The 25,981-nt window shown below is 65.0% G+C and carries 25 protein-coding genes, 1 tRNA gene and 1 pseudogene; 11 read left to right on the top strand and 16 right to left on the bottom strand.

Annotated elements, in window-relative coordinates; all coding sequences use genetic code 11:
- Positions 1 to 137: 137 nt before the first annotated feature.
- The 4 genes from serS to ACZ1JC_RS16500 all read left to right on the top strand — a co-directional run bounded on the left by serS (position 138) and on the right by ACZ1JC_RS16500 (position 4,524).
- Positions 138 to 1,418 (top strand): serine--tRNA ligase, encoded by a 1,281-nt coding sequence (serS, locus tag ACZ1JC_RS16515; RefSeq protein WP_465135833.1) that lies wholly within the window; start codon positions 138 to 140, stop codon positions 1,416 to 1,418.
- 189 nt (positions 1,419 to 1,607) lie between these two features.
- Entirely contained in the window at positions 1,608 to 2,372 is a 765-nt protein-coding gene (surE, locus tag ACZ1JC_RS16510; RefSeq protein ID WP_465135834.1) for a 5'/3'-nucleotidase SurE, read from the top strand.
- Positions 2,369 to 3,460 (top strand): LysM peptidoglycan-binding domain-containing protein, encoded by a 1,092-nt coding sequence (locus tag ACZ1JC_RS16505; protein ID WP_465135835.1) that lies wholly within the window; start codon positions 2,369 to 2,371, stop codon positions 3,458 to 3,460. Before surE ends, ACZ1JC_RS16505 begins: the two co-directional genes overlap by 4 nt.
- 11 nt (positions 3,461 to 3,471) lie before the next feature.
- Positions 3,472 to 4,524 carry a potassium channel family protein gene (locus ACZ1JC_RS16500; RefSeq protein WP_465135836.1) on the top strand — a complete coding sequence of 351 codons (1,053 nt, stop codon included), beginning with the start codon at positions 3,472 to 3,474 and terminating at the stop codon, positions 4,522 to 4,524.
- 20 nt (positions 4,525 to 4,544) lie between these two features.
- Here ACZ1JC_RS16500 and ACZ1JC_RS16495 read toward each other — a convergent pair whose 3' ends face one another.
- Positions 4,545 to 4,937 (bottom strand): DUF1761 domain-containing protein, encoded by a 393-nt coding sequence (locus ACZ1JC_RS16495; protein WP_465135837.1) that lies wholly within the window; start codon positions 4,935 to 4,937, stop codon positions 4,545 to 4,547.
- 347 nt (positions 4,938 to 5,284) lie between these two features.
- Here ACZ1JC_RS16495 and rimO point away from each other — a divergent pair, with 347 nt between their 5' ends.
- From rimO to ACZ1JC_RS16475, 4 genes are all read left to right on the top strand, one after another.
- On the top strand, positions 5,285 to 6,664 hold the full coding sequence (gene rimO / locus ACZ1JC_RS16490) for a 30S ribosomal protein S12 methylthiotransferase RimO (RefSeq protein WP_465135838.1): 1,380 nt from the start codon (positions 5,285 to 5,287) through the stop codon (positions 6,662 to 6,664).
- A 1,100-nt stretch (positions 6,665 to 7,764) separates the two neighbouring features.
- Positions 7,765 to 9,219 (top strand): serine hydrolase domain-containing protein, encoded by a 1,455-nt coding sequence (locus ACZ1JC_RS16485; protein WP_465135839.1) that lies wholly within the window; start codon positions 7,765 to 7,767, stop codon positions 9,217 to 9,219.
- A gap of 79 nt (positions 9,220 to 9,298) precedes the next feature.
- On the top strand, positions 9,299 to 10,060 hold the full coding sequence (locus tag ACZ1JC_RS16480; protein WP_465135840.1) for a competence/damage-inducible protein A: 762 nt from the start codon (positions 9,299 to 9,301) through the stop codon (positions 10,058 to 10,060).
- The gene (locus ACZ1JC_RS16475; protein ID WP_465135841.1) at positions 10,050 to 10,589 is read left to right on the top strand and encodes a chorismate--pyruvate lyase family protein; all 540 of its coding nucleotides are present in this window, start codon (positions 10,050 to 10,052) and stop codon (positions 10,587 to 10,589) included. The genes ACZ1JC_RS16480 and ACZ1JC_RS16475 overlap by 11 nt, the downstream gene beginning before the upstream one ends.
- Position 10,590: 1 nt before the next feature.
- On the opposite strand, the gene ACZ1JC_RS16470 is transcribed toward ACZ1JC_RS16475, so the two are convergent.
- From ACZ1JC_RS16470 to ACZ1JC_RS16450, 5 genes are all read right to left on the bottom strand, one after another.
- A complete protein-coding gene (locus ACZ1JC_RS16470; RefSeq protein ID WP_465135842.1) occupies positions 10,591 to 11,439 on the bottom strand; it encodes a TauD/TfdA dioxygenase family protein in 849 nt (282 codons plus the stop codon).
- Positions 11,440 to 11,733: 294 nt separating this feature from the next.
- Entirely contained in the window at positions 11,734 to 12,507 is a 774-nt protein-coding gene (locus ACZ1JC_RS16465) for an SDR family NAD(P)-dependent oxidoreductase (RefSeq protein WP_465135843.1), read from the bottom strand.
- Positions 12,508 to 12,679: 172 nt separating this feature from the next.
- Entirely contained in the window at positions 12,680 to 13,381 is a 702-nt protein-coding gene (gene rplA / locus ACZ1JC_RS16460) for a 50S ribosomal protein L1 (RefSeq protein WP_465135844.1), read from the bottom strand.
- A 4-nt stretch (positions 13,382 to 13,385) separates the two neighbouring features.
- Positions 13,386 to 13,817 carry a 50S ribosomal protein L11 gene (gene rplK, locus ACZ1JC_RS16455; protein WP_395331488.1) on the bottom strand — a complete coding sequence of 144 codons (432 nt, stop codon included), beginning with the start codon at positions 13,815 to 13,817 and terminating at the stop codon, positions 13,386 to 13,388.
- A 171-nt stretch (positions 13,818 to 13,988) separates the two neighbouring features.
- The gene (locus ACZ1JC_RS16450) at positions 13,989 to 15,032 is read right to left on the bottom strand and encodes an acyltransferase family protein (protein WP_465135845.1); all 1,044 of its coding nucleotides are present in this window, start codon (positions 15,030 to 15,032) and stop codon (positions 13,989 to 13,991) included.
- 113 nt (positions 15,033 to 15,145) lie between these two features.
- On the opposite strand from ACZ1JC_RS16450, the gene ACZ1JC_RS16445 reads away from it, so the two are divergent.
- Positions 15,146 to 15,871: a GNAT family N-acetyltransferase gene (locus ACZ1JC_RS16445; protein ID WP_465135846.1), complete on the top strand. Its 726-nt coding sequence runs from the start codon at positions 15,146 to 15,148 to the stop codon at positions 15,869 to 15,871.
- Positions 15,872 to 15,943: 72 nt separating this feature from the next.
- On the opposite strand, the gene nusG is transcribed toward ACZ1JC_RS16445, so the two are convergent.
- From nusG to ACZ1JC_RS16425, 4 genes are all read right to left on the bottom strand, one after another.
- Entirely contained in the window at positions 15,944 to 16,480 is a 537-nt protein-coding gene (nusG, locus tag ACZ1JC_RS16440) for a transcription termination/antitermination protein NusG (RefSeq protein WP_465135847.1), read from the bottom strand.
- A gap of 23 nt (positions 16,481 to 16,503) precedes the next feature.
- Entirely contained in the window at positions 16,504 to 16,701 is a 198-nt protein-coding gene (gene secE, locus ACZ1JC_RS16435; RefSeq protein ID WP_395331480.1) for a preprotein translocase subunit SecE, read from the bottom strand.
- 145 nt (positions 16,702 to 16,846) lie between these two features.
- Positions 16,847 to 18,382: a hypothetical protein gene (locus ACZ1JC_RS16430; RefSeq protein ID WP_465135848.1), complete on the bottom strand. Its 1,536-nt coding sequence runs from the start codon at positions 18,380 to 18,382 to the stop codon at positions 16,847 to 16,849.
- 340 nt (positions 18,383 to 18,722) lie between these two features.
- Positions 18,723 to 18,798: transfer RNA gene (locus ACZ1JC_RS16425), tRNA-Trp, on the bottom strand.
- 215 nt (positions 18,799 to 19,013) lie between these two features.
- Between ACZ1JC_RS16425 and aat the strand changes: the two genes are divergently transcribed.
- On the top strand, positions 19,014 to 19,841 hold the full coding sequence (aat, locus tag ACZ1JC_RS16420; RefSeq protein ID WP_465135849.1) for a leucyl/phenylalanyl-tRNA--protein transferase: 828 nt from the start codon (positions 19,014 to 19,016) through the stop codon (positions 19,839 to 19,841).
- 35 nt (positions 19,842 to 19,876) lie between these two features.
- On the opposite strand, the pseudogene ACZ1JC_RS16415 reads toward aat, so the two are convergent.
- The 4 genes and pseudogenes from ACZ1JC_RS16415 to ACZ1JC_RS16400 form a co-directional block, all read right to left on the bottom strand.
- Positions 19,877 to 20,059: pseudogene (locus tag ACZ1JC_RS16415) on the bottom strand (DUF2155 domain-containing protein); the annotation flags it as partial.
- A gap of 254 nt (positions 20,060 to 20,313) precedes the next feature.
- Positions 20,314 to 20,721: an NADH:ubiquinone oxidoreductase subunit NDUFA12 gene (locus tag ACZ1JC_RS16410; RefSeq protein ID WP_465135850.1), complete on the bottom strand. Its 408-nt coding sequence runs from the start codon at positions 20,719 to 20,721 to the stop codon at positions 20,314 to 20,316.
- A gap of 189 nt (positions 20,722 to 20,910) precedes the next feature.
- Entirely contained in the window at positions 20,911 to 21,411 is a 501-nt protein-coding gene (locus tag ACZ1JC_RS16405) for a DUF192 domain-containing protein (protein ID WP_465135851.1), read from the bottom strand.
- Positions 21,412 to 21,414: 3 nt separating this feature from the next.
- Positions 21,415 to 21,969: a regulatory protein RecX gene (locus ACZ1JC_RS16400; RefSeq protein ID WP_465135852.1), complete on the bottom strand. Its 555-nt coding sequence runs from the start codon at positions 21,967 to 21,969 to the stop codon at positions 21,415 to 21,417.
- 163 nt (positions 21,970 to 22,132) lie between these two features.
- Between ACZ1JC_RS16400 and ACZ1JC_RS16395 the strand changes: the two genes are divergently transcribed.
- On the top strand, positions 22,133 to 23,893 hold the full coding sequence (locus ACZ1JC_RS16395) for a fatty acyl-AMP ligase (protein WP_465135853.1): 1,761 nt from the start codon (positions 22,133 to 22,135) through the stop codon (positions 23,891 to 23,893).
- 267 nt (positions 23,894 to 24,160) lie between these two features.
- Here ACZ1JC_RS16395 and ACZ1JC_RS16390 read toward each other — a convergent pair whose 3' ends face one another.
- Positions 24,161 to 25,444, bottom strand: a complete 1,284-nt coding sequence (locus ACZ1JC_RS16390; protein WP_465135854.1) for an MFS transporter — start codon at positions 25,442 to 25,444, stop codon at positions 24,161 to 24,163.
- Positions 25,445 to 25,516: 72 nt separating this feature from the next.
- Positions 25,517 to 25,978 carry a DUF2721 domain-containing protein gene (locus tag ACZ1JC_RS16385; protein ID WP_465135855.1) on the bottom strand — a complete coding sequence of 154 codons (462 nt, stop codon included), beginning with the start codon at positions 25,976 to 25,978 and terminating at the stop codon, positions 25,517 to 25,519.
- Between the last annotated feature and the right edge of the window lie 3 nt (positions 25,979 to 25,981).

The following is a 25,981-nucleotide window of genomic DNA, read 5'->3' as shown; positions in this document are numbered from 1 at the left end:
CCGTTTCGGCCCGGGTTGGAACGGTGCGGACACTTTGCCCGCCATGCGCAAAGACTGTGGGTGCATCGAAGATCGGCGGCACAAAGCGCGCCGCCCAATCTTGCGCCTGCGGGCAGGAGGCGGCATAGCCCCGGCCCATGCACGATATCCGCCTGATCCGCGAGAATCCCGAAGGATTCGACGCCGGCCTCGCCCGCCGTGGGGTTGCCCCCGTGGCCGCTGACATCCTCGCGCTTGACGAGCAGCGCCGCTCGGTCGCGACGCACATGCAGGAGGGGCAGAATCGTCGCAACGAGGCCTCGAAGGCGATCGGCAAGGCCATGGGCCAGGGCGATACCGCCACGGCCGAAGCGCTGAAGGCCGAAGTGGCCCAGTTGAAGGACACCCTCCCCGCGCTAGAAGCCGAGGAGAAGGAGCTTTCCGCGCAGCTGCAGAGCGTGCTGGCCGGCCTGCCGAACATCCCGGTTGCCGAAGTGCCCGATGGCGCGGACGAGACCGAGAATCTTGAAGTTGCCAAGTGGGGCACCCCCGGCACTTTCGCGTTCACGCCCAAGGAACATGCGGACCTCGGCCCGGCGCTCGGCCTCGATTTCGAAACCGGCGCAAAGCTTTCCGGCGCACGCTTCACCTTCCTGAAGGGGCAGATGGCGCGCCTGCACCGTGCGCTGGCGCAGTTCATGCTGGACACCCAGACCGCCACCAACGGCTACATGGAATGCATCGTGCCGCTGCTGGTGAAGGACGAGGCCGTGTTCGGCACCGGCCAGCTTCCCAAGTTCGCGGAGGACCTGTTCAAGACCACCGACGGCCGCTGGCTGATCCCCACCGCCGAAGTCTCGCTGACCAACGCGGTGCAGGATGAGATCGTCGATCTTGAGGCCCTGCCCCTGCGCATGACCGCGCTCACGCCCTGCTTCCGCTCCGAGGCAGGCTCCGCAGGCCGAGATACGCGCGGGTTCATCCGCCAGCACCAGTTCGAGAAGGTGGAACTCGTCACCGTCTGCCAGCCCGACCAGTCGGAAGCCGAGCACGAGAAGATGGTCGCCGCTGCCGAATCGATCCTGCAGGCGCTGGAACTGCCTTATCGCAAGGTGCTGCTCTGCTCCGGCGACATGGGCTTCACCGCGAACAAGACGTTCGATCTGGAAGTCTGGCTGCCCGGCCAGGGCGCCTATCGCGAGATCAGCTCGGTCTCGAACTGCGGCGATTTCCAGGCCCGCCGCATGAACGCGCGCTTCAAGCCGGAAGGTTCGAAGAAGACCGAGTTCCTGCACACCCTCAACGGCTCCGGCCTCGCGGTCGGCCGCACGCTCGTCGCCGTGTTGGAGAACTACCAGCAGGAAGACGGCTCGGTTCTGGTGCCCGAAGCGCTGAAGCCGTGGATGGGCGGGATCGAGAAGCTGGAGCCCTGCTTCTGATTGAGTTCCGAGGGGGCTTCGACAAGCTCAGCCTGAGCGGGTTTGGGAAGATATTCATCCAATCCCACTCCGTCTGAGCCCCCCTTCCGCTCATCCTGAACTTGTCGAAGGATGGATGGGCCCCCTCCGCTCATCCTGAGCCTGTCGAAGGATGAATGGGCCAACGCCCGGCCAAGTTAGAGAGACATCATGCGCATCCTCCTCACCAACGACGACGGCATCAACGCCCCCGGCCTCTACGTCCTTGAAAAGATCGCCGCCCAGCTTTCGGACGACATCTGGATCTGCGCGCCGAGCGAAGAACAGTCGGGCGCCGGCCACTCGCTCACGCTGGGCCGTCCGGTGCGGATGCGCGAACATGCGCCCAAGCGCTTCTCGGTCACGGGTACACCGACCGATTCGGTGACGCTTGGCCTCAAAAAGGCCCTGCCCGGCCCGCCCGACCTGATCCTGTCCGGCGTCAATCGCGGCGCCAATCTGGGCGATGATGTGACCTATTCCGGCACCGTCTCCGCAGCGATGGAAGGGGCAATGGCCGGCATCCCCTCGATCGCGCTGAGCCAGGTCTACGCCGGCGAAGGCCACGGCAACAACGTCAGCTTCTCCGCCGCAGAGGAATGGGGCGCCAAAGTGCTGCGCCCGCTGCTGGACGTTCCGTTCGCGCCGCGCACGCTGATCAATGTGAACTTCCCTCCGGTGGCCGCCGCCGACGTGAAGGGTATCCGCGTGGTCCGTCAGGGCTTTCACGATTATGCGCGCGGTTCGGTCGTCGAAGGCATGGACCCGCGCGGGTTCCCGTACTTCTGGTTCGGCCTGCACGGCATCGAGCACACGCCCGGCCACAACACCGATCTGGAAGCGATTGCCGAGGGCTATATTTCGGTAACGCCGCTGCAATTGGACCTGACCCACGACGCCTCGCTGGCGCAGATCGCGAGCCGCTACTCGGCATGATCCGCCACGCGTTTCTCCCGATTGCCGCGCTCGCGCTAGCCGGCGCGCCCGCGCTTGCCGCCACGGGGGCCGAAAAGGTCCACGTCGTCGGGCAGGGAGAGACGCTGAACGGCATCGCCAATCGCGCCGGCGTATCGGCCACCGCGATCGCCAAGGCCAATGGGCTGAAAGCGCCTTATGTGGTCAAGGCCGGGCAGAAGCTGACGATCCCCCGCAGCTCTTCGGCCAAACCTCCCGCTTCGGCCAAACCTGCCGCCACACCCACGCCCACCGCAACGCCCACGCCCGAAGCGCGCACCGCCGCGCGCGCACAGACTGTGGCGCGCAGGGCTGCGGCCGCCTCTGCCGAGACCGAGGAAATCCATGAGGTCGAACCCGGCGAAACACTGGGCGGCATCGCCCAGCGCGCCGGCGTCGCCCGCGTACTGCTCATCGAAGCAAACGCGCTGCAGCCACCCTATGCGGTTCGCACCGGCCAGCAGCTCAAGATCCCGCGCACGCGGCGCCACACGGTGAAGGCGGGCGACACCGGCTTCTCGCTTTCGCTGAAATATGCCGTGCCGTGGGATCAGATCGCGCTTGCCAACGGGCTCGATCCCGCAGCGCCGGTCAAGCCCGGCCAGTCGCTGCTGATCCCGACTCTGGTCGATGCGAAGGCCGCGCCGGTCGCAGCCTCCGCGCCGGTGCCTGCATCTAGTGCAAAAACCACCGCCGCCCGCTTCCTCTGGCCTGTGTCCGGGCCGCTCCGCCGCAAGTTCGCCGCCGGGGCCGATCCGCATGACGGCATCGACATCAAGGCACCCGAAGGCACAATGGTCCGTGCCGCCGCCGCTGGCACCGTCAAGTTCGCCGGACCGGAAAAGCAGCAATTCGGCAACCTCGTCGTCCTCGATCACGGCGACGGATGGTTCACCGCCTATGGGTTCCTCAGCCGCGTCACCGTGAAGCAGGGCGCGAAAGTGGCCGCCGGCGAACGCGTGGGGCTGGTGGGCGACACCGGCCTTGCCAAGGGTGACGAGCTCCACTTCGAAGTGCGCCGCGACGGCAAGCCCGTAGACCCGCTGGACGAGTTGCCCAAGGCCCCGTAAGTTACGGGGGCATGTCGAAAAAGCGCCCTGCCCGTGCGGTGTTCAGGCCGCTGCGCCGCTCGCTGGCGGTTCCCGTCTGGGCCGATGTCGCCATGCGCCTCGGCGGCGCGTTCCTGCTGATCTTCATCGTCATCATGGTCCACTGGACCGACCGTGCGGGTCTGAACGACACGCATGATGGGCAGGTCAGCTTTCTGGACGTCGTCTACTTCACGATGATCTCCATCACCACCACCGGCTTCGGCGACATCGCCCCGGTCAGCGACCGGGCGCGGCTGATCGAGGCCATACTGGTCACGCCGATCCGGCTGGCGGTGATCACCATCTTCGTGGGCACCGCCTATAACTTCATCATCAAGCGAAGCTGGGAGACCTGGCGCATGAAGCACATCCAGGAAAGGCTGGAGGGCCATATCGTCGTTCTCGGCTTCGGGGTCAGCGGTTCGGAAGCGGTCAAGGAATTGGTCGAGCGCGGCACCGATCCCGCGCGGATCGTGGTCGTCGATCCCGCCCAAGCCCGGCTTTCGTTTGCAGAGAACATGGGCTGCAATGTCCTGCAGGGTGACGCCACGCGGGACGAGATCCAGAACGCCGTGCGCGTCAGCACCGCCAGCACCGTGCTGGTGTCCGCCGGGCGGGACGATACTTCGGTGCTGATCGTGCTGACCACGCGCCATCTTGCGCCGGAGGTGCCGATCACCGTCGTCATCCGCGCCGACGATAACGAGTTGCTCGCCCGGCAGGCCGGGGCCAACAACGTGATCAACCCGGTACGCTTCACCGGCCTGCTGCTGGCGGGATCGGCCGAGGGGCAGCATGTGGCCGAATACCTGTCGGACCTCGCCTCGGTCGCAGGGCGGGTGCAACTGGTGGAGCGGCCGGTCGAGCCATCCGAAATCGGCCAGCCGCTGGACCGCCTTGCCACCGGCGGACGCGGCCTCAGAGTCTATCGCGGGGATCGCTGCATCGGCTTCTGGGAAGACGACGCCAAGGTCCTGCAGGCCGGCGACATCGTGGTCGAGATCGCGCCCACCAAGGCGTCCGACGAAGAGCCCTCAGGCTAACGCCGTCAGGCCCGAATCGATCAAGCGAGCACCCAGAACACCAGCCCCATCGCCAGATAGGCCACCAGCCAGAACGCGCAGTCGACCACGCGCTTCAGCGGCTCGGTGCCCTGGCGCAAATGCGTAAGCCAGACAGAGGGGATCACGAAGGCAATGGCGACGCCGCCGGTCTGCATGAAATAGAGCCACGGCTTCACCGCCAGCGTCGCTTCACCGATGCGCGCGAAGTTGTGGCCGAGCATGATCGAGGAAATCAGCATCACCAGCCCGACAACGCCGTAATTCGCCGTGCGCTTGGAATTGCCCGGAAACAGCTGCCGACCGGTGCGGAACATCGGCCCGTGCCACACGATCCCCACGGCGATCGCCAGTGCCGCAGCAAGGAACACCGCCAGCCAGTTCACGGGACCCATTGCAAACCCTTTCGTCCATAAAGCACGAGCACAACCCGCACCCGCCGCACCCTGAAGGTACCGGCCTAGTGGTACAGCGGAACTCTCGCAAGCGATCCGCGCAGCAGAGCCGCCCGCGCGCGAATCTCCTCTGACGGCTTTTGGACGAAAACACCCGCCACACCGCGTTGTGACGGCCGCGTTCACGATTTTCCGCAACCCACGCTCGTTCGCAGCGGGGCCGCCTGCGAGGCGCAATTTCCATGACTTGCGCCCTGCCTCGGCACCGCTGCGGCAGGCCGACTCGCCCGGATTCCATTCAATCCGTGACTCCGGGGCGCAATCGGAGTATCGGGCGCGCCATTCCTATGGCTATTGAAATCCCCTCCCCGCCCAAGGTCGGCATGGTCAGCCTCGGCTGTCCCAAGGCGCTTGTCGACTCCGAACGCATCCTCACCCGCCTGCGCGCCGATGGCTACACGATGAGCCCGGACTATGCCGGCGCCGATGTCGTGCTCGTCAACACTTGCGGTTTCCTCGATTCCGCGAAGGAAGAGAGCTTGGCCGCAATCGGTGAAGCCATTGCCGAAAACGGCCGCGTGATCGTCACCGGTTGCATGGGCAATGAAGCCGACGTGATCCGCGCCCGCTTCCCGGACGTGCTGGCCGTTACCGGCGCGCATCAGTACGAAGCCGTGGTAGAGGCCGTGCACGACGCCGCCCCGCCGGAGCTTTCGCCCTACGTCGACTTGATCCCACAGATCTACGACGAAGCCGGCGTGAAGCTGACGCCGCGCCACTACAGCTATCTGAAGATCTCGGAAGGCTGCAACCACGCGTGCTCGTTCTGCATCATCCCCAGCCTGCGCGGGAAGCTGGCCAGCCGCCGCATCGACGCCGTGCTGCGCGAGGCGGAAAAGCTGGTGCAGGCCGGAACGCGCGAGCTGCTGGTCATCAGCCAGGACACGTCTGCCTATGGCGTGGACGTGCGGCACGAGACGCGCACGTGGAAGGACCATGAAGTCCGCACCCACATGACCGACCTTGCCCGCGAGCTGGGTCAATTGAAGGATGCGCAAGGCCGCGCGCCGTGGGTGCGCCTGCACTACGTCTATCCCTATCCCCATGTCGACGCGGTGATCCCGCTGATGGCGGAAGGCCTGCTGACGCCGTACCTGGACATTCCGTTCCAGCACGCCGCGCCGTCGGTGCTGAAGTCGATGAAGCGTCCGGCCAATGAAGCCAAGGTGCTGGAACGCCTGCACAAGTGGCGCGAAATCTGCCCGGATATCGCGATCCGCTCCAGCTTCGTGGTCGGCTTCCCCGGCGAGACCGAGGAAGACTTCCAGTACCTGCTGGATTGGCTCGACGAAGCCCAGCTCGACCGCGTCGGCGCGTTCCGTTTCGAACCCGTAGAGGGTGCTTCCGCCAACAACCTGCCGAATCCGGTTCCGGAAGAGGTGAAGGAAGAACGGTACGCGCGGATCATGGAAAAGACCGCCGCGATCAGCGCCGCCAAGCTTCAGGCCAAGGTCGGCCGCGTGATCCCTGTGATCATCGACGAAGTGGGCGAGCCGGACGAGGACGGCGAAATCGGTGCAACCGCCCGCTCGCAAGCGGACGCGCCCGAGATCGACGGCAATGTCTTCCTGCGCAACGTGGGCGACGTGCAAGTCGGTGATATCGTTGACGTTCTTGTAGAGGACGCGGACGAACACGACCTTTACGGGGCATTGACCCAGGGCTGATCCCTATCGGTTCTGCGCCTTATAGTTGCAAGTCTTGCAATCATTGGCGATTTTTTCGCGTTTGCGAAGAATCCGCCCGGCAAGCATATAGAGCGGGCCTTTCAGGCATCCTCTCCCAAAAACTTTCTAAAGGGGCTGGTCTTCGGACCGGCCCTTCTTTTTTGCCTGCTTTGCGCGGGAGGCTCGTTCGATCGAGTGCGGATGGTAGCGCATGACAATGGTGGCTGCGACATTGCCCTCATCGCCGGGTGCCCCCTCAGCATCACGACCTGACCAGCTAACGGGCCCACGCACCTCTTCAAATTCGTCGCCCCCGCGAAGGCGGGGGTCCCGCTTCCTTCCTGCGAGGTGCGGGCAAAGAAAAAGCGGGATCCCCGCCTTCGCGGGGATGATGAGTTGGGCAGGCGTTCCGACGAAAACTGCGGCGAATTAGACGGTTCGGCCCGCCCTCAAACCCAACCGAACATCGTTCAAATGCAATACTCACAAACCTGAACGACGCATTTCCGCGAGTTCACCGACCCGCCTAGTTGCACGTCTTGCAACCATACTCCAGTTTTTCGCGTTTGCGGAGAATCAGTCCAGCGAGCATATGGAGCAGGCCTTTCAGGCATCCTCTCCCAAAAACTTTCCAAGGGGCTGGTCTTCGGACCGGCCCTTCTTTTTTGCCCTCAGCCCGTCCGACTGTCGGGAAGGCTCTTAAGAGCCATCCATCAAGACATGTCGATCGCAGCAGCGACATCGGGATATGGCTTCGCGCTTACTGATAGCGCCACCACTTCGGCGCGTGCTGCCAGCAACACCCCTTCACACGCCCGAAACCCACCGAAACCCGCAAAAACGGCCAGGAAATGCAAATGCATCAAGCCGCACTCACGCAAATCCGCCACTTCGCCCCTGCGATGGGTTGCGCGACGCGCAACCATGCTCCATTTTTTCGCATTTGCAGCAAAACCTGTCTGGCAGCATAAGGATCGGGCCTTTCAGGCATCCTCTCCCAAAACTTTCACGGGCTGGTCTTCGGATCGGCCCTTTCTTTTTGCCCGGCTTCCGCGCGGTGCCGGCATTGAGTTTGCCGGGCTTGCCTGTAGCGTCGCGCCATGAATCGCACCGCTCTTACCCGCCTGCTGACTGCCGGCGCCTTCATCCTCTCCCCGGCCACTCTCGCCGCCGCCCCCGCGTCGCAGCCAGCGCCCGCCGCTGCTTCGACGAGCGCCGCGCTTACGCCCGCGCAGGAAAAGGCCATCGACGAGGCCGTGACCAAAGCTCTCGCCCATAGCGGCGTGCCTTCGGCGCAAGTCGCCATCGCGCGCGGCGGCCAAATCGTGCTGGCCAGGGCTTGGGGCAAGGCGGCAGACGGCATGCCCGCGCGGCCCGACCAGCCCTACCAGATCGCCTCCAACTCCAAGCAGTTCCTCGGCGCGCTGATCCTCAAGCTGCGCGATCAGGGCAAGCTTTCGCTGGACGACAAGGTTTCCAAGTACCTGACCGGCGTATCCGGCGGCGATGAGATCACGATCCGGCAGTTGCTCTCCCACACCTCGGGCCTGCGCGACTTCTGGCCGCAGGACTACGATTTCGTCGATATGCATACCCCGGTGAAGCCGGAGGAAATCGTCAAGCGCTGGGCCACCGCCCCGCTGGACTACAAGCCCGGCACGCGCTGGCAATATTCGAACACAGGCTATGTCGTGGCCGGCGTGATCGCGGAAAAGGCGGGCGGCGCCCCGCTGTGGCAGCAGTTCGAGCGTGAGCTGTTCCAGCCCCTCGGCCTGCATCCACTGAAGCTGGACGATACCAACAAGCCCGGTTTCCCGCAGGGCTATCACCGCTATGCGCTCGGTCCTGTGGTTGCTGCCACGCCGCCCGCCTCGGGCTGGCTCTGGGCGGCGGGTGAAATCTCGATGACCGCCTCCGACCTCGCCCGCTGGGACATCGCCCGGCTCCACCGCACCCTGCTACCCGCCGCCGACTGGGAAGAACAGGAAGCCCCGGTGATCCTCGCGGACGGCACAAACAGTTCCTACGGCCTTGGCGTGTTCACCCGCACCACCGATGGGCGCCGGATCATCAACCACGGCGGCGAATCGACCGGCTTCCTCTCGCAGGCGACGATGTATCCCGACCGCGATGTGGCCATCGTCGTGCTCACCAATGCCGATTTCGGCGCGGTGACGGGCACCGTCACCTCCGCAATTGCCGATATCGTGATGCCGCGTGACCTGCCGCTAGACAGCGGCGAGGCTCCGCGCACCGCCGATGCCCGCGCCGAACTGGAAGCGCTGGTGGCGGGCAAGTTCGAAGCCGCGCACTTCACTGCCCACGCGCTGGACTACTTCTCGGCCGCCGTGCGCAAGGATTACCGCGAGAGCCTGACGCCGCTAGGCCCGCTCACCGCTTTCGAACCGGCAGGCAAGCCGAAGCTGCGCGGCGGTTTCGTCAACCGCACTTTCACCGCCACCTTCGGCAACCGCAAGCTGGCGGTCTCGACTTACGCCGATCCCGGCGCGAAGGGCGCCTGGGAGCAGTTCATCGTAATGCCTTCTGACGATTGACGGCAGAAACGCCGTCGGGCTGACGATTGACGGCTTGGACGGGTGGCGGTGTCCCGTCGGGTCGGCTAGCCAATGCGGCATGGTCGATTCGTCGCGTATCTACACCGCCGCCCTCGTCGTCATCGGTGACGAGATTCTCTCGGGCCGAACCCACGACAAGAACATTGCCCAGGTCGCGACCTGGTTGCAGGTGCAGGGCATCCGCCTGAAGGAAGTACGCGTGGTGGCGGACGATACGCCCGCCATCGTCGAAGCGGTGAACCTGCTGCGCGCACGCAACGACTATCTGTTCACCACCGGCGGCATCGGCCCGACGCACGACGACATCACCGTGGACGCCATTGCCGAGGCACTGGGCGTTCCCGTGATCGTCCACCCCGAAGCGCGGGCGATCCTGGAGACTTATTACGAGACGCGCGGCGGCCTGACCGATGCGCGCCTGCGTATGGCGCGCACGCCCGACGGTGCCAGCCTGATCCCCAACCGCTACACCGGCGCGCCGGGCATCCGTTATGACAACGTGTTCATCATGGCGGGCGTGCCCAGCATCACCGCCGGCATGCTCGACGCACTGACCGGCACGCTGGACGGCGGCGCGCCGCTACTTTCCGAAACGGTCGGCTGCTGGGTCGGTGAAAGCGAAGTGGCGGACTTGCTGCGCGAGACGGAGAAGGCTTTCGAAGGCTGCCAGATCGGCTCCTATCCCTTCTGGGGCGAAGGCCGCACCGGCGCCAATTTCGTGATCCGCTCGGTCGATGCCGACCAGCTTGCCGCCTGCACTCGCACGCTGGTCGATGGATTGGCCGCGCTGGGCAAGGCGGCCGTGCCGGGTGGGATTTAGCTTTATCTCCCTCGCCCCGATCTTCCTTGCCGGCTCCGCGCCGCAAGAGGCCGAATTCGAACGCCTGCTCGCCCGCAACGACAGCGCCACCGCCGCACTGGGCGAGTGGTGCGCGACGCATCGCAGTGCCGACGCCCCGGTGGTCACCGCCAGGCCGGTGACGGGCGAGGACGCCGCCCTTCCCTCCGACGCGCGCGCGCTGCTGGAAGTCTCCGGCGATCAACCGCTCGGCTATCGCCATGTCCGCCTTACCTGCGACGGCGTGACGCTGTCCGAAGCGCATAACTGGTTCGTGCCGGCGCGGCTGACCGATACGATGAACGCGATGCTGGCCGATACCGACACCCCGTTCGGCAAAGTCGTCGCGCCCCTGCATTTCACCCGCGAGCGGCTCGAATCGCGGCATGGCCGGCTTGAAGGCTGCCCGCCCGGCACGTTCCTGACGCACCGGGCGCTGCTGCGTTTGCCCGACGGAAAGCCGATCAGCCTCGTCGTCGAATGCTACCAGCGCGAGGCGCTGGAGAAGTAGTTTAGGCTGCTACCGTCTCGGTCCCGGCGATCGAGGTGCGGTGCATCATGCGGCCGGTCGACTTGTCGTAGGGGATCGCGCGGTGCATCGCACCGGTGTTATCCCAGATCACGAAGTCGCCCTTGGTCCACTTGTGCCGCAGCGAGAATGCCGGCTGTGCCGCCCATTCCTGCAGGCGGATCAGCATCGCGCGGCCGGCCGGGATCTCCATGCCGACCACATGATCGGCGGTCGTACCGATCACCAGCGACTTGCGACCCGATTCGTGCGTCCAGACCAGCGGATGCTCCTTGACCAAGCCGATGCCCAGCACCTTCTCCCGGTGCTTTTCCGGAATGGCGTCGGCGATCGGCGAGAGGCTGGCACGCACCGAGTGGACCGCCTTCATCCCCTCAAGCTCGCCCTTTTCCTCGTCCGACAGGCCTTCATAGGCCGCGTAAGTGCTGGCGAACTCGGTTTCGCCACCCTTGTCGGGGGCGATACGGCAGGACAGCAGCGTCGCGAAGGGCGGCGGCATGTCCACGGTGATGCCGTCCATGTGCCAGAAGAACGTGCCCAGCACATATTCGGGCTGCGGGTTGATCTTCTCGTCCAGCGTGACCTGATAGACGTCCTCGTCGTTCGACTGGACATTGTTGCGCGCGGTCAGGCGCACCTTTTCGCCCATCAGGTTAGTGATTTCGAGCTGTTCGGCATCGGTCAGGTTCAGTTCGGGGAACACCACCACGGTGCGTTCCTCCACCTTGGCGCGGATCGCCTTGGCAGCCTCGGGCGTAAAGATGTCGGCGCGGTCGTCCCAGACCACGCGCGAGCCGATGTGTTCCTTGATGTCTTCAAAGCGGATAGCCATCTGGCCGCCTCTCCCGTTTCGTTATGCTGAACATGTGTACAGCACTCGCAAACCCCGTGCAACCTCGGACCGATGGATCGCGCCCGCGCGTCGCAAGGTGACACTTCGGTTGACACAGTTGACACGGTCCTGAAACGGAAAGCCCCGCCCCTGCATCGGCCGCCAGAATGGCCCCCGCCAAACGGCGTTCAGGCGCATAATCCCGACGATTTCAAAGAGCCTTGCCGCCGCGCAGGATGGCAGAACGAGGCCGCGTAGGAAAATCGCCCCCTCCTGAACCGATACTCCGGCAGATCAGATGCCTGCCGCCATGCCCCCGGTAACGCGCAGGGTCTCTCCGGTAATGAAGCGTGCGCGGGGCGAAGACAGGAACAGCATGGCTTCGACGATGTCCGCCTCCTCCCCGAAAGCTTCGAGGTACTGCATCGCCTTCACGCGCGCCTTGGTCGCTTCGGGCAGCTCATTGCGGATCGTGTCGGTCAGTATCAGGCCGGGCGAGATCGCGTTCACGCGGATGCCTTCAGGGGCCAGTTCGCGGGCGAACGTGATCGTCAATCCGGCAACCGCCAGCTTCGACGTGCCATAGGCCGTTCCGCCCATATGCGCGGCCGAGGACGAGATGTTGACGATGCTGGCGTTAGCGCGGCCGGCCATGAATGGTTTCGCCGCAAGCGTCGCGATCACGGTGCCCATTACGTTGACATCGAACAGGCGGCGCACCTTGGCGGCGCCCATCGCGGCAATCGGTTGGCTATATTCGTCGCTGTGCAGGCCGGCATTGTTGATCAGCAGGTCGATCCCGCTGTGCGCTGCGGCGACTTCGGCCATCAGCGCGTTCATCCGCGTCTCGTCGGTGACGTCGCCGGCATAGCCGGTGGCGCTACCGCCCGACGCCCGGATTGCCGCCGCGGCCGCTTCGGCTTCCGGCCCGTCGCGGTCGATCAGCACCGCATGGGCGCCCTCTGCGGCCAGGGCTGCCCCGAAGGACTTGCCGAAGCCCCGGCCGCCCCCGGTCACCACGGCGACTGAGCCTGCCCTCTCTCCTGCGGGTGCAATCGATCCGTTCATCCCATCGCTCTCCATCGCGCTGTTATGCCGGAGAGGTTAGGAGCGGGTGCCTGGGAACGCCAAGCGCAGGCGCGATGTCTATCGACCCCCAAAAACACAAAGAAAAAGGGCCGGAGGTTTCCCCCCGGCCCTTCTATCCGTTTCGCCGATCCCGAAGGACCGTGCGCCTAAATCAGGCGCCGGCGATGTCGGTCGTGTCGATCTTCAGGCCCGGGCCCATCGACGACGACAGCGAGATCTTGCGAACGTACTTGCCCTTCGAGCCCGAGGGCTTGGCCTTGACGATCGCATCGACGAACGCGCTGAAGTTGGTCAGCAGGTCGGCGTCCGAGAACGACATCTTGCCGATACCGGCGTGGATGATGCCCTGCTTTTCAACGCGGAACTCGATCTGGCCGCCCTTGGCGTCCTTCACGGCCTGCGTGACGTTCGGGGTCACGGTGCCGAGCTTCGGGTTCGGCATCAGGCCCTTCGGACCCAGCAGCTTACCGAGACGGCCGACGACGCCCATCATGTCCGGGGTGGCAATGACGCGGTCGTAGTTCAGGTTGCCGGCCTGCATGTCTTCCATGAGGTCTTCCGCACCAACCTTGTCGGCACCGGCGGCGAGAGCTTCGGCAGCCTTGTCGCCCTTGGCGAACACGGCAACGCGAACGGTCTTGCCGGTGCCGGCCGGAAGCGAAACCATGCCGCGAACCATCTGGTCGGCGTGACGCGGGTCAACGCCCAGGTTCATCGCGACTTCGACGGTTTCGTCGAACTTGGTCGTCTTCAGGTCGCGCAGGGTCTGCAGCGCGTCAGCGACGGGGTAGTGCTTGAGGTTTTCGCCGAGCTTTTCGGCCAGCGACTTCTGCTTCTTGGTCACCTTGGCCATGGAATCAGCCCTCCACCACTTGCAGGCCCATCGCGCGGGCCGAACCTTCGATGATCTTGGTGGCGGCATCAATGTCGTTGGCATTGAGGTCGGCCATCTTGACCTGGGCGATTTCGGCAAGCTGCGAACGCTTGACGGTACCGGCGCTGATCTTGCCCGGCTCCTTCGAGCCCGACTTCAGGTTCACGGCCTTCTTGATGAGGAAGGTCGCCGGGGGCGTCTTGGTGACGAACGTGAAGCTGCGATCCGCATAGACCGTGATGATGGTCGGGATCGGCATGCCCTTTTCGAGCTCCTGCGTGGCGGCATTGAACGCCTTGCAGAATTCCATGATATTCACGCCGCGCTGACCCAGCGCAGGGCCGATCGGCGGGGACGGCGTGGCGCTGCCGGCCTTGACCTGCAGCTTGATGTAACCTTCGATCTTCTTGGCCATGTGGCCACTCCTTTCACACTTTCGCACCTGCGGCGCAGATGCTCATGTTTAGCGGTCTTACGGACGCCGGGGGCATCCTCCCGCAGGGAATCGGTCGGCACAGGGCCGCTCCGAAGGGCGCGCCCCTAAACGAAATCGGGAGAAAAGAAAAGGGCGGAAAGTGATTCCCGCTCAGGCAGCGGTTACTGCCCTGCGCGCATCCACCTGCCGCTGCCAGGCCGCACGGATCATGCGGCGGGCCGGGCATTCCAGATAACGGAACGAAAGGTCCGACACCAGCAGGACCAGTGCGCCGAAGCCCAGCGTCACTGCAAACCAGGTTGCGATCCCGCCCGAGATGGGCCCGTAGTACCCCTCAAGGACACGCAGCAGCGGCCAGTGGACAAGGTATATCGCGTAAGACCGGTCCCCCAGCCAGCGCATGGGCGCGGAACCCATGAACTTCAGCCGCAGCGCCACCAGCAGCAGCGCCGGCCATGCCAGCAGGCTCAGCGGCAGCAGCGAACTCATCCGGCCCATGTCCAGCGCGATGCCGATGGCCATCAGGCAGGCCAGCAGCCCGGTCGGCGCATGGCGCAGCCGCGCCCGTGCGTGCCAGAGTACCTGCCCCAGAAAGAAGCCCAGAAGCCCGCGCGGAAGACCGTCGCCCACCCAGGGGCCGCCCGCCCTGCCCTGCACGGCAAAGTGCAGCAGCGCGCCGGCGATCGCCAGCACCGTCACTCGCTGCAAGATCCGCTTGCCGCCCACGGCACCCAGCGCGAAAAGCACGTAACACAGACACTCTACGGAGATCGACCAGCTCGGCCCGTTGAAACTGTGCCCCACCGTGCCGACGAAGCCCTGCAGCATGAACAGGTTGGCCATGAAGGTCAGCGGCGTGTTGTTCGGATCGCCAAGGAAAGTCACCGCGCAGACCAGCAGCGTGACGAGGTGCAGCGGATAGAGCCGCGCGACCCGCGCAACCGTGAAACTGCCCACCGCGCCGCGCCTGAGGACATAGCCCTGCCCCGGTCCGCGCTCGATCAGATAGACATGCGCGAAGATATAGCCGGAGATCAGGAAGAACAGGTCCACCAGCGTCCAGCCCCAGTGCTGGAACCAGCGCAACAGGCCCGGCAGAGCCTCGTTGACGTCCGGCGCGAACAGCGACTGCGGGTGATAGAGAAACGCCACCCCGCAAGCGGCGAGACCGCGCAGTCCATCGAGACGCGTCAAGCGTCCGCCCGGCCCTGTCGCCTCTCCTTTCAAGGTCGCGAAAATCCCCATCGCCGGGACTATTACAGAGACAGGGTTAAAAGGCTGATAATTACGTCTTCACGCGGAGAGCCGTGCCCGCCATAGCCCCCGGCATGGACAATTCGGAACTCGACCGCCTGCTCTGGACCGCGCTTTCCGGCGAACAGGCCCGCTTCGCCTTGGGCACGGAAAACGCCCGCCGCTTCCATCCCGAGATCGGCCCGCTGGCGGCCATTCGCGACTTTTCGGCGGAAAGCATGGCGGACTTCGCCGCCCTCGCCCGCGAGCATGGGCCGCTGGCTCTGATGCAGCCGGGCGAACCGGTGCAGATCCCCGGCGTCGAACTCGTGAAGTCGGCCCAAGGTGTGCAGATGATCTTCGCCGGCGATGCCGCCGCGCTGGAAGCAATCGCCGTGGCCGCGCAGGATCCGCGCATCGTTCCTCTGGGGGAGGACGATTATCCGGAGATGCTGGAACTCGCCACGCTCACCCAGCCCGGCCCGTTCGGCACGCGCACCGGCGAACTGGGCGATTTCTGGGGCGTGAAGGAAGACGGCCGCATTCTCGCGATGGCCGGGCAGCGCACGCGGACGGCCAACTATATCGAGATCAGCGCGGTCTGCGCCCATCCCGACGCGCGCGGTCGCGGGCTTGCTGGCCTGCTCTCACGCCGCGCCGCCGCCGCGATCCTCGACATGGGCCGCACGCCGATCCTGCATTCCTATGCCGATAACGAGGCCGCGCTTTCGCTATACCGCAAGCTGGGCTTCGTAGAACGCGCCCGAGTGGGGCTGACGATCTACGCCCCTTATGACTAACACGAAAAAGGGCGCCTTCCGTTTGGGAAGGCGCCCTTTTTCGTATCCACGGACCGCAAGCGGCCCAGCAGATTACTTGCTGAGTTCGACGTGCTCGAAATCGAGATCGACCGGCGTGGCGCGGCCGAAGATCGACACCGAAACCTTGACGCGGTTCTTGTCGAAATCGAGTTCCTCGACGATGCCGTTGAAGCTGGCGAACGGGCCGTCCAGCACCTTGACCGAATCGCCGATCTCGTAATCGACGCTGACCTGCTTGCGCGGGGCGGCGGCAGCGGCTTCGGCGGCGCCGAAGTAGCGTGCGGCCTCGCTCTCGCTGATCGCCTGCGGCTTGCTGTTGTTGCCCAGGAAGCCGGTGACCTTCGGGGTGTTCTTGACGAGGTGGTAGACGTCGTCGTTCAGGGTCAGCTTGGCGAGCACGTAACCGGGCATGGTCTTGCGCTCGACCTGGACCTTCTTGCCGCGCTTGACCTCGGTGATGGTCTCATGCGGGACCTGCACGTCCTCGACGAGCTGCGAGAGGCCGATACGTTCGGCTTCGGCGAGGATCGATTCCTTCACCTTGTTCTCGAAGCCGGAATAGGCGTGGATGATGTACCAGCGGGCCATGGTTCTCTCTTCGTTGTCTGGTTTCAGCCGATCAGCGACAGGAGCGAGCTGACGATCCAGCCGAACAGTGCGTCGATGCCCAGGAAGAACACTGCCAGCAGCAGCGTCATCAGGCCGACGAAGATCGCGGTCGTCACCGTCTCCTGGCGCGAGGGCCAGTGAATCTTGGAGGCTTCGGTGCGCACCTGGCGGAAGAATTCGCCGGGAGTGGTCTTGGCCATGTCAGTCGTACTCGCGTCTCTGCCTGGTGCCCGAAAGGCAATCCGGGCGGGAAAAAGTCTCTTGTCTTCCGCCTAGGGCTCATCGCCGCCCCGGCCTAGGCCGGGAGGGGCAGATGGGATCCGCATGTCGGAAGGAAAGCGCGACTTAGCGCCCGTCGCCCTGATTTGCAAGGTCTGCCGGATCGGCAAGACGTGCAAGGAACGAGTTGGAGCTGGAATACAGCACGCGCGCGCCATCGGGCAGCGCCACCGGCTTGATCGTGCCGATATACCACAGGTAATCGGCATGGCGCGCGGGCGGGAATGTGCGCAGATCAATGTGCTGCTGCGGTGAATACAGAATCCGCTGCGTGGGATCGGCGAAGCGATAGGAAAGATCGCGCATCGACAGCATGTGCACATCGGGCAGCGCGAAGTTCGAATTCTCCATCGCGCTGCGGCGGACCACGGCGTAGGAGCCGAAATGCTCGAACGGGCCGAAGCGCCACTGGCTGCGCGGGATCGCCACGGCGGTGGCGACACGGGCGCCTTCGGGCACCTTGTCCAACGCGGCGATCAGTTCGCGCGCGGTCTGCGCATCCTGATACCAGACCACCGTCGTCACCAGCGTGCGCGCCACGAACAGCGCGGTCGCCCCGCGTACCGCCCAGCGCGGCAGGTTCCAGTCGATCGCGAGACAGGCCACCATCAGCGCCATCGTGGACAGGCGATAGTCGGCATAGTCGCCGCCGAAGATCTGGCGCGGCACGATCAGCGTCAGCACGAACAGGATCAGCGCGGCCCAGCCGAAGCGCCCGTCGATCTTGCGCAGCGCCAGCGCCCCGCCCAGCACGCCCAGCACGATCCACAGGCTGGCGATATCGAACGTATAGTCGAAGCTGCGCATCGACTTGTAGAGGATGCTCCACTTGTAATCGAGCACCCAGCGTCCGTAGGAAACCTTGGAGTTGCTGCCCATGCCCATCAGCATCGGCAGCATCGGAAAGATCAGCGGCCAGGGCTTCAGGAACGGGCGCCAGTCGCGCCAGCTTTTCCGGTGGCTCCATTCATAGCCGAAGATCAGCACGCCCATCACGCCCCAGCCGGACACGTGGCTGAGCCAGACCACGAAGCTGGCCGGCACCATCGCCGCCCAGCGCCATGGCTTGCCCTCCAGCTTCACCCAGGCCGCGAAGACGAACAGCGCCAGCGCCACCGAGAGCGACCAGTTGACGAAGCCCATCAGCAGCGAGGGCGACCAGATCATCGCCAGCGAGAGAATCGGCCCCACGCCCATCTTGCGGTTCAGCGAACGGCACAGGGCGTGGACGGAAAGCACCGAAAGGAACGGAATCAGCGCGACGATGATGCGCCCGGCCTGCTCCAGCCCGAAGATCGGCGTCATCGGCACCATCAGCAGTTCGACGCCGAGATTGCCCGTCCATTCCCAATTGAAGCGGAAATAGCGCGTCAGATACGGGTCCTGCCCGTGATCGAGCGCGACCTTGTATCCCGCCAGGTGCGAGGGATAGTCGGTCATCTGCGGCGCCCAGGCGACCAGCACCGGCAATGCCGCGAGCACCGCCATGGCGAGCGCGAACATCAGTCCGCGATCCATCGTCGGCAAGCGGAAGCGGCCGCCGAAGCGACTGGCCGCAGCCTTGAACAGGTCCTGGGTCTGCGGTTGCGCGGTACCGTGCATCTGCGGCGTAATCTTTCCCGACTTCAAGCCAGTCTGGTGCCCAACGGGGCGGGAGATCGGCAAGCTTGCCGGCTTCTCCACGGGTGCCCGAATCGCCAGACGCGGCCCCTCCTAGAGCGCGCCTAACCGCAATCGCGGTATCGGCAAAGCGAATCACGGTATCGCGGCTTGCGGCTTATCGCAAATGCGAAGACGGGAACGGCACCCCAAGCGGCACGCAACGGCCACAACCAACCCGCCAAACGCGATCCGAATACGAATCACTTCGCCGTGAACGCACAAAGGCCCCGGAGATGTCCGGAGCCTTTGTATTTCAGCGCGTTCCAGCGAAGGAAAATGCTGGCAGGAGTGGAGGGACTCGAACCCACGGCCCTCGGTTTTGGAGACCGATGCTCTACCAACTGAGCTACACTCCTGCGGGCGGGCTGGCCTCTAGACACTGTTCCGCAGGATGACAAGGGGATTACGGCAGATAGTGCCGAACTTAATCCACAGGTCCGGCAACGCGCCCGATATCCCGGATGCATTTCCCGCCCCTTTTCGGCCTACAATGCGACTTGCAATCCACTGGCCCCTGCGTTCACCCTGACGCAGACCACCTTCAAGCCGCCATTCCAACCAGGCGAGAGACGTGCACGCACCCAATTCCACCCGAGCGATCGAGCCAGACCTGCTGATGCTGGCCTATCGCAGCGGGATCTTCCCGATGGCGGACAGCCGCGACGATCCGGAAATCTTCTGGATCGAGCCGCGACTGCGCGCGATTCTGCCGCTGGATGGCTTCCACCTTTCGCACTCGCTGGCGCGCACGCTGCGGCGCGGGCGTTTCACGGTTACCTGCAACACCGCCTTTTCCGAGGTGATGGAAGCCTGCGCCGCACCGCGCCGGGTGCGCGAGGATGACGACGAAGACGAATCGGGCAGCTGGATCAGCCATCGCATTCAGGCGAGCTACGAAACGCTGAACCACTTGGGACAGGCCCACTCGATCGAGGTCTGGCAGGAGCATGACGGCGCGCGCAGGCTGGTCGGCGGCCTCTATGGCGTGGGGTTCGACCGGGTGTTCTGCGGCGAAAGCATGTTCTCACGCGAGACCGACGCGTCGAAAGTGGCGCTGGCCTGGCTGGTGGCGGCGCTGCGCCTTGGCGGCGCGACGCTGCTGGACTGCCAGTTCATGACGCCGCACCTCGCCTCGCTTGGCGCGGTGGAAATGCCGCAGAAGCGCTATCTGGCGCTGCTGCAGCAGGCTCAGTCGGCAGTATCGTCCGAAGGTGACGGCGATGCGGAAGGCGTGGCAGTGGCTGCCGGAGCAGGCGCGGCCGAATCGGTGGCATCCGAAGAAGGCGCGGTGCTGGGCTTGCCCGATGCCTTCGCAGCGCTGCTGGAACTGGTTGCCGAGGCGGGCAGCGCTTCCTCACCCGGGAAAGTCATCGCGCAGCTCTTGACCCAGACGTCATAGACCGGGTGCTGCACCGTGTTCAGCGCGGGCGAATTCTTGAACAGCCAGCCAGAGAATACTTTGTGCCAGGCCAGCTTCTCGTTGGCGTTGGCGCGTTCTTCGACGAAGGCCTGGACGAAGGCGCCCTCTTCCTGAGGACGTTCCCAGGGCAGCGACTTCTCGCAGGTGGCGACCTTGACCACCAGATTGCCGATGCGCTTCGCCTCGCCCGGCTTCATTACCAGGTCCTGAGTCAGGTTGTTGCGCTTGTTGAGCACGCCCAGCGTGACCACGCGGTCCTTGTTCGGCGTGCCCAGCTGCTGGCCCTGCGCTGCCTGCGCGGGGCCCGCCTGCATGCCGGCAATGGCATCGGGGATCGAAGTATCCTGCGCTTCCGGCGCGGGCTCACCCTTGCCGCAGGCGGCCAGCGCCAGCGGCAAGGCCAGCGCAACGACCGGCGCGTAGGCGAAGACCCGCTTCACAGGCGCGCCCTTCAGGCTTCGGGAGACCAGGCCTCGTAATCGCCGGTGGCAGGCGCACGCACGCCACCGCGTTCGAGCGCACCCTGCGGGCGATAGGCGGAGCCGGTGCCGGTGGCATTGGGGGTGTAGTCCACTTCCCAGATGCGCGGCGGCGGCAGGTGGCTTTCGGGAACGCCGTCATAGCTGTGGTGCAGCCAGCCATGCCATTCGGCAGGAACGTTGCTGGCATCGTTGGCGGCCGCATAGATCACCCAGCGACGTTCGTACCCCTCGGTCGTCCGCACTTTGGCGGACTTCGAGCGATAGTACTTGTTGCCCTGCGCGTCGGTGCCGACGTGCTCGCCATTGCGCGAGCTCCAGAGCGAGGTGCCGATGGTGGCGCCGTCCCACCAGGTGAAGATCTTGGACAGGATTCCCATGGGCTGCGCGTTAGCGCCGTTCCACGCCGATGCCAAGCATGTTCCCGCGCGAAAACGACAGTTATGCCGAGCATGTAAGGCGGATCGCACGCCTTTCCCGCCCACTTGGCGGGGCAGGCGCCCGCAAGGCTTGCGCGCGGCGCTTCTGCCTTGCGCGTTTTTTCAACCGCCCCGACCTAGCAGGTCTCGCTACCAGCTCACTTTGTCGCCCGGCGCGATGCCGAGTTCGGCGGCCCGGCCACCGTTGAGTTCCAGCACACCGATCACGGGCCCCGCCGAAGGCAGCGGCTTTTCATCATAAGGCACGGCATTGGCGGCGATGTTGAGCACGCGGTGGTCCGGGCCGATGAACAGGATGTCCAGCGGGATCACCGTGTTCTTCATCCAGAACGCCGCCTTGCGCGGGGCCTTTTCGGGGAAGACCATGCCCTCGTCCGCGCCCATCGCGGTGCGGAACATCAGGCCCTTGGCCTGCTCCGCCTCGCTCTCGGCGACTTCGACCTGGAAGATGTGCGACTTGCCGGCGGACGCCACCGTCAACGGCACCACCGACAGGCCCGATTCGGGATGGACCGCGCCGGTCTGCGTCGCAGCGCTGATCGCGGCTTCCGCGCCGCTTTTCGAACAGCCGGCCGGCAACAACAGTACGGAAGCCAGCAGGCACGCGGCGATGGGACGATTGAGGGGCATGGTTCAGGCTTCTCCGGATTCCGATTCTGCTTCCTGCACCCAGGCCTCTGCCGCCTCCTGGCTTTCCGCGTTCATGATCGCGCGCGCCATGTCGAGGCGGTGCCCCGCCCGCAGCATGGCCGCGATGTGCTTTTCGCGCAGTGGCCTGTCGGCCGGCTGAACGGCAAACGGGCCGAACCGACGGCGCCGCGCCAATACAAACGCCGCGCGCCGGGCCGCGCCCTCATCCGGGCTTGCCTCATGGCGCAAGTCTTCGTCCACGCCGGCCTGACCCAGCGCCTCGCCCACGCGCCGGGCGCCATAGCCGCGCCGCAGCAGGCTGCCCGCCTTCATCCGCGCCCAGGCCGCGTCATTGACGTAGCCCAGCTCGCAATAGCGGGCGATCAAGGCATCCAGATCGGGGAAATCCCCATCATCCCATCCCCGCTCACGCAGTTTACGTTGCAGATAATCGCGCAGCTTCCCTTGCGTCGTCGCGAAACGCGCGACATAGGCGAGCGCCAATTCCTCCAGGCGGGTCTGGTTAAGCGGTTGTGGATTACGACGCTTGTCCGACATCTTGCCCTATTCGTGCCACAGTCGGCTCGGAATGGGGAGAGCGCACGGAACCATGCAGGTGGGATAGCTGTGAAAATTGCTATGTCCGGTTCAGGTTGGGCCGGATAGAAGTCCCAGGTTCCGTAGAGAATTAAACGGTATAACAACAACGGGTTATAACGAGATGAACGACACCATCAACATGGTGCCGCAAGCGAGTGAAGCACTTGTCGCAACCCCCAACGGGGACGCGCTTGCCCGCCGTTTTGCCGATTTTGACACTTTCTGCGATGCCCTCGACTATGCGGCGAAGGGCCAGCGCGGCTTCAATTTCCACGATCCGCGTGGCGTGCTGAAACGCGTCTATCCGTTTTCGCAGCTGCGCGAAGATTCGATCAAGGTCGCCCACGCGCTGATCGCGCGCGGCGTGAAGCCGAACGATCGCATCGCCCTGATCGCCGAAACCGGCACCGATTTCGCGGCACTGTTCTGCGGCGTGGTCTACGCCGGTGCCTGGCCGGTGCCGCTGCCGCTGCCCACCAGCTTCGGCGGCAAGGACAACTATATCGAGCAGTTGGCCGTCCAGCTTTCCAGCTCTGACCCGATGCTGCTGGTCGGCCCGGACGAGATTGCCGAGATGACCGCCGCCGCGGCCGAGCGCCAGGGCTGCGGCCACGCAACCTGGGCCGATTTCGCCGCCAAGGACGCGCCCGAAGTCGCCCTGCCTAAGGCCAGCCCGGACGATATCTGCTATCTGCAGTATTCCAGCGGCTCCACCCGCTTCCCGCACGGCGTTGCCGTTACGCACCGTTCGCTGATGTCGAACCTGGCCGCGCACAGCCACGGCATGCAGGTTTGCGAAACCGACCGCTGCATCTCCTGGCTGCCCTGGTACCATGACATGGGTCTGGTCGGCTGCTTCCTCTCGCTGATCGCCAACCAGGTCTCGGGCGACTACCTGAAGACCGAGGACTTCGCCCGCCGCCCGCTGGCGTGGCTGGACATGATCACGCGCAACGAAGGCACCTCGATCTCGTACTCGCCGACTTTCGGCTACGACATCTGCGCCCGCCGCATCTCCAGCCAGAGCCATGTCGACGACCGGTTCGACCTGTCGCGCTGGCGGCTTGCCGGCAACGGTGCCGACATGATCCGTCCGGACGTGATGCAGAACTTCGTCAACGCCTTCGCGCAGGCGGGCTTCAAGGCAACCGCCTTCCTGCCCAGCTACGGCCTTGCCGAAGCGACGCTGGCGGTGACCATCATGCCCCCGGGCGAAGGCATCCGCGTCGAACTGGTCGAGGAAGAGCGCCTGTCCGGCAGCCCGCGCGACCTCAGCCGCCCGGCCCGCTACCGCGCCATCGTCAACTGCGGCAAGCCCGTGCTCGACATGGAAGTGGTGATCCGCGGCGAGAACGGCGACAGCCTGACCGACCACAAGATCGGCAAGGTCTGGTGCCGCGGCACCAGCGTCATGCACTCCTACTTCCGCGATCCCGAAGCGACCGAGGCCTGCCTCGTCGACGGGTGGCTGGACACGGGCGACATGGGCTACATGGCCGATGGCTACCTGTTCATCGTCGGCCGCGCGAAGGACATGATCATCATCAACGGCAAGAACCACTGGCCCCAGGATATCGAATGGGCCGTGGAACAGCTGCCGGGCTTCAACCACGGCGATATCGCCGCCTTCTCGGTGGAAATGGACAATGGCGAGGAAGCCCCCGCCGTCCTGGTCCACTGCCGCGTCTCCGATCCGGCCAAGCGCATCGAACTGCGCGACCTGATCCGCGACAAGGTCCGCTCGATCACCGGCATGAACTGCGTGGTCGAACTGGTGCCGCCCAAGAGCTTGCCGCGCACCAGCTCCGGCAAGCTCAGCCGCGCCAAGGCGAAGAAGCTGTACCTGTCGGGCGAGATCGAGCCGTTCAAGCTCGCGGCCTGATCTTGCGGTTTTGAATTTGGGAACGGGCCGGGAAGCGTTGCGCTTTCCGGTCCGTTTCGATTCGTCGGCGAGAGTGTACCACTCACCCTCCTTCAACCACCCGTCGCCCCCGCGAAGGCGGGGGCCCCGCTTTTCTTGGTTTCACGCGAAGACGCGAAGGCGCAGAGCGGTCGCGCAGCAATCCACCCGCCCCTCCGCGCGCCAAAAGAAGAAACGGGATCCCCGCCTTCGCGGGGATGACGAAAACATTGTTGCTGGCAGAGAATGTTAGCCCGCCACCTCACGCGCCGCCCAATCGGGATAGCGCGGCAAAGTGACCAATAGCGCGCCGCTGACCACGCAGCCCACCACGCCGGCCCACAGGAACGGGCCGTAACCGCCGAACTTGTCGTAGACCACGCCCGCCAGCCACGGCCCCAGTCCCGAGGCGAAGGCCACCATTGCCGCCATCACGCCGTAGATCGCGCCGAAGTGCCGCATTCCGGCGTAACCGGCCGTGAGGAAAGCACAGATCTGCGTCTTGGTCCCGGCCGCGTAGCCGTTCACCAACAGGCCGAAGATCACCGCCGCCGTCGAATCGATCCACCAGATCAGAACGATGAAAGTCACGGCGGTAACGGCCATGGTCACGCCGCCGATCCAGTTAGGCTTGTAGCGGTCCATCAGCGCGCCCGTAACCAGCTTGCCGACGATCCCCGCGACGCCGGTCAATGCCGTAAGCCATGCGGCATTGGCGCGGGTGACGCCGGCTTCGGTCAGGATCGGAAACAAGTGAATGCCAAGGCCAACGGTCAGCGCCATGACGAGGAAAGTCGATGCCGCCAGTTGCCAGATCGCCCGACTACGCAGCGCCTCTCGCGGGGTAAGCCCCGGCAGATGCAACGTGCTGCGCGCGGCGGCGGCTTCGCCGGCCTTTTGCGCATCGCGCCGCGCACAGTCGTGAACGTCGTAGAGAAACAGCGCGCAGAGCAGCAGCGTCAGCCCGCCCCAGCCGATCCCGAACCAGACGAAAGCGCCGCGCCATCCGGCGTGGTCGATCAGATAATTGCCGAGCGGCGGGACGACCGCCTGCGCCACCGCCGTTCCCGCCACCGTCATACCGAGGGCAAGCCCCCTGCCCTTGTCGAACATGCCGGCGACGGCGGTGGTCCAGACGGTGGACTTGATCGTGGTGAGCAGCACCCCGAACACCACCCAAAGCGCGATCCACTGCACTTCCGACCCGTTGGCGAGGGCAAACGAACTCATCGAAACCATGACCAGCACGATCCCCGGCAGCGCCAGGCGGCGCGATCCCATGCGGTCGATCAGCGCGCCATAGAAGGGCGAGAGGATTGCGGTGACGAATGTGGCGATGCCGGGCCCTGCCGAAAGCAGTGAGCGACTCCAGCCGAATTCCTTGCCCAGCGGCTCGAAGAACAGCCCGGTCCCCGCCAGCAGCACGGAGAAGAACGAGAAGCCGACGGCCGAGGCCAGCACGAGCTTCCAGCCCCGTCGCCATTCCTCCCGCTGGCCGGTCGGTTCCGGCGCGGCTCTACCCGGTGCGTGCATCTGTTCTCTCCCTTGGGAGAGAGCCTAGGGCATGCGGCCAGATCGCCAAACGCCCCGGCGATACCCGCACGATCAAATGGTCCGGTGCAGCTCCAGATAATCGCGCGGTATGCTGAGGGCTTGCTTGGCCACTTGCGTCTCGCGCAGGAACAGCACCAGCGCGACAAGCAGCAGCACGATCGAGGCGAGGAAGATGATCGCCGCGATGCCGTGCATGTCGAAACCGGCCAGTCCCTGAAGGAACAACACCGCCACGGTCGTACCGATGCACAGCGCGGAAAGCACCATGAAGCGGATGGCGTTGGTGATGATGTTGATGCGCTTGTCGACCAGTCGGATTTCCAGCACCACCATGTCGTGGGCGGGGCCTTCGGTCTCGTTATGGCGTTCCTGAAGCGTGCGGGCGCGGTCCACCACCCGGCCCAGACGGGTCGAGAGGATGTTCAGGATATTGCCGATGGCGACCAGCACGAACACCGGCGTCAGCGCCAGTTGGATGGTCTGGACGATCGTTGAATCGCTGATGGTGAACACGGA

This window comes from Sphingomonas sp. BL-S-28 (genome assembly GCF_055521515.1).
The sequence above is the reverse complement of the archived record's forward strand: the minus strand, read 5'-3'. Positions and strand labels throughout refer to the sequence as shown.